The 1,513-nt window shown below is 44.5% G+C and carries 1 protein-coding gene and 1 pseudogene; both read left to right on the top strand.

Annotation, left to right across the window (positions count from 1 at the left end; genetic code table 11):
• Nucleotides 1–124: 124 nt before the first annotated feature.
• Nucleotides 125–643, top strand: a complete 519-nt coding sequence (locus tag ASU35_RS04965) for a hypothetical protein (RefSeq protein WP_147525378.1) — start codon at nt 125–127, stop codon at nt 641–643.
• A gap of 62 nt (nt 644–705) precedes the next feature.
• Nucleotides 706–1,455 (top strand): annotated as a pseudogene (locus ASU35_RS18540) (DNA/RNA non-specific endonuclease); the annotation flags it as partial.
• Nucleotides 1,456–1,513 lie beyond the last annotated feature (58 nt).

The following is a 1,513-nucleotide window of genomic DNA, read 5'->3' as shown; positions in this document are numbered from 1 at the left end:
GAGCAGATGTAAGAGTTGGAAGTTGCAAATGTCTGCTTAATCAGCAGACACTAATTACACATTCCATTTCAAGAAAGAGCAGTACATCGCTTTTCCCCTTTCCTTCTGGACATGCCTGGTCTTTTTGCTGATACCATTGGGGATTATCCTGGCCGGTCTTCTTCGCCTGCATGCCCACGGTCTTAACCTTGTACTTATGCTCCTTCTGTTTTTTATGATTGCGGTGGTTCTGGTTGCATTCTTCCGGAAGCTATTTGCCCCAGGGGTCAATCTGCTGGGTCCCGTAGATACCGTATGCCGTTTCGGAGATGACTCCCTGGACATTTCCTACGACCTGCATGGTCTTATAACTGGACGTTCTTTCCAGTTTGGTCTACAGGGTTATGACCGGAAAAAGAAATCCTACCAGATTACTATTCCGTATTCCTGTTTAGAGTATGCTGCTTTTGAGCGAAACTTAAGTGTGCTCTTGCTGGTTGCCAGGGGTTCTGTGGAGAATCATTCCCTCTGCCAGTCCTTTATGCTGCGTCTTCCGGAAGAATTTTTAGAGGACATCCACCAGGCGGCATCCTCTAAATTCCCTTTTCCGGTTTCCTACGCAGGCCGGGAGCAGATTGCCAGGATCATACGAGAGAAAAGATAATCAATTTCTGAGCAAATTATAGACTTTAAAATAACACTACGCAGACTGAAGGCTGAACTAATATGAATAAAAAATTTAATCGTACTCGTGGGATTATTATTACTGCAACCCTTATCCTGATGCTTATTCTTGTTTCGTGTGGCAGCAGCAATCCTGATAGCCAGGTGCCTGTCCCTACTGTAGAAGTGGATGAAATACAGGCAGAATCAAAGGCAGATACGGAGGCTGATTTTTCTGGCCAGGAGGATAATAAGGTTTCGCAAAGTGGGGCAGCAGTAGCAGTAGAAGATGAGCCTGATACGAAAAAGACAGAGGATGGTGAAAAGAACTCAGGGAATAAACCTGAGAAAGACACCTTCCAGTATAAAGGCAAGGCATATAAAATCATCGAAGTTGATGGTGGAGATTTATCCGGGAGCCGGGAACCCAATGTAGCTGTAGATATTGGGTTCGGTGATAGAATTTACTGGGCATTGACAAATAAATATGGCCAGCTTGTCTATGTTATCGCGGATGAAATTATTCTGCAGGACGATGAAAACGAATCGGTTACATCAAGTGGAAGATACTATGCAGATGAAGCAAAGGTTCCGGGAGTAGAAAAAGCTGACTTCGACGAAGGGCATATTATTGCCGACTCGCTTGGTGGAGTATCCAACGCCTATAATATCACACCGCAAAACAGCACATTGAACAGACATGGTAACCAGGCATATATGGAAAAAGTAATTCGAGATGCCGGCGGCTGTGAAGATTTCGTAGCTACCATCACATACCCCGACACTACAACTCAGATACCATCAAAGTATAAGTAGTGTCTGCTGATTAAGCAGACATTTGCAACTTCCAACTCTTACATCTGCTCCAGTC

Origin of the sequence: Acetivibrio ethanolgignens, from assembly GCF_001461035.1 — a bacterium.
Classification (GTDB): domain Bacteria; phylum Bacillota; class Clostridia; order Lachnospirales; family Lachnospiraceae; genus Velocimicrobium; species Velocimicrobium ethanolgignens.
The sequence above is the reverse complement of the archived record's forward strand: the minus strand, read 5'-3'. Positions and strand labels throughout refer to the sequence as shown.